This window comes from Pseudomonas sp. c313 (genome assembly GCF_055407145.1).
In genome coordinates this window covers 1-1,198 of record NZ_JBUZRD010000044.1, presented here as the reverse complement: position 1 = coordinate 1,198, position 1,198 = coordinate 1, and the positions used below count along the sequence as shown (strand labels likewise).

1 protein-coding gene is annotated in these 1,198 nt (G+C 61.0%); it reads right to left on the bottom strand.

Annotated elements, in window-relative coordinates; translation table 11 throughout:
- Positions 1 to 167: 167 nt before the first annotated feature.
- The gene (locus ACZRKZ_RS27735) at positions 168 to 1,037 is read right to left on the bottom strand and encodes an HD-GYP domain-containing protein (RefSeq protein WP_223198360.1); all 870 of its coding nucleotides are present in this window, start codon (positions 1,035 to 1,037) and stop codon (positions 168 to 170) included.
- Between the last annotated feature and the right edge of the window lie 161 nt (positions 1,038 to 1,198).

Here is a 1,198-nt window from a genome sequence, read left to right as displayed (position 1 = left end):
GGGGATGTAAGCCGGAACCCCAGAAATTTCCGTCACCCTAGTTGGGTGGGCTCAACACTCGTGTCACCAGCTACCTTCTGGAGAATCGAGCTCGGCCATCCCTCCCTGGACGGGCATCGCTCGACGATGTTCAACGGCTCCCTCACGGGGCCGTCGTTTTGTGGGGGCTATTCCATCCACAAGTCGTCGAGGTTCTTGAAGTTCCAGAGCGTCGGGTCTTCGGGGCCAGTGATACTGTCCTTGCAACTCGTGGCCGCCAGGTCGATGGTCTGCATCGGGATCGGCTCTCTCGAGCGTAGCGAGAAGAACACGCGAACCTTGGGAGTCAGCAGTGATTCCATTCCCGGCTCAACGACAACGGCCAGACGCTGAGAGGACAGGCGAACCAAGGAGCCGACGGGGTAGATGCCCACGGCCTTGACGAAGGCGTGGAAGATGCGTTTGTCGAAATGGCCCTCCCACTTGGCCATCTGCCGCATCGCCGCGGACGGGTCCCACGGCTTTTTGTAGGCTCGCTCCGACGTCACGGCATCATAGACGTCGCAGATTGCGCCCATGCGGGCCAGGAGTGAAATGGCGTCACCGGCCAAGCGATCCGGGTAGCCGGTTCCGTCGATCTTCTCGTGATGGTGCAGGGCAATGTCCACCACCCCGGGCTCGGCCCCGCCTGCGCGCAGCATCTTTGCGCCCTCCACAGGGTGGCGCTTCATGATGGCGAACTCGGCATCGGTGAGCTTGCCTGGTTTGTTAAGCACTTCCAGCGGCATCGCGGCCTTGCCTAGGTCGTGCATCAGTCCGCCGATGCCAGCCAGGCGCGTTTGCTCCTCGTCTAGATCGAGATGCCGGGCCAGCGATAGCATCAGGGCGCAGACGGCAACCGAGTGCAGGTAGGTGTAATCGTCGTGCGTTTTGATGCGTGCGACGCTGATGAGGGCATGAGGTTGGCGCAGCACCGAGGCAGCGATTTCTCCGACCAGCGGCAACGTCGTGCTTGGGTCGACGGCCTTGCCAAGCCGGGCTTCCTGGAACATGTCCATGACTTGGGACTTGGCCGCAAGACAGAGTTTCCGTGCATAACACATTTCGCTCTCCATTGAGGTTGCGCCGTCACTTTTCTTGCTTAGTGGACTAGACGGCAGAGATTGCTCCTCCGACAATTCTCTGGGCTCTGGGCTCTGGGCTCTGGGCTCTGGGCTCT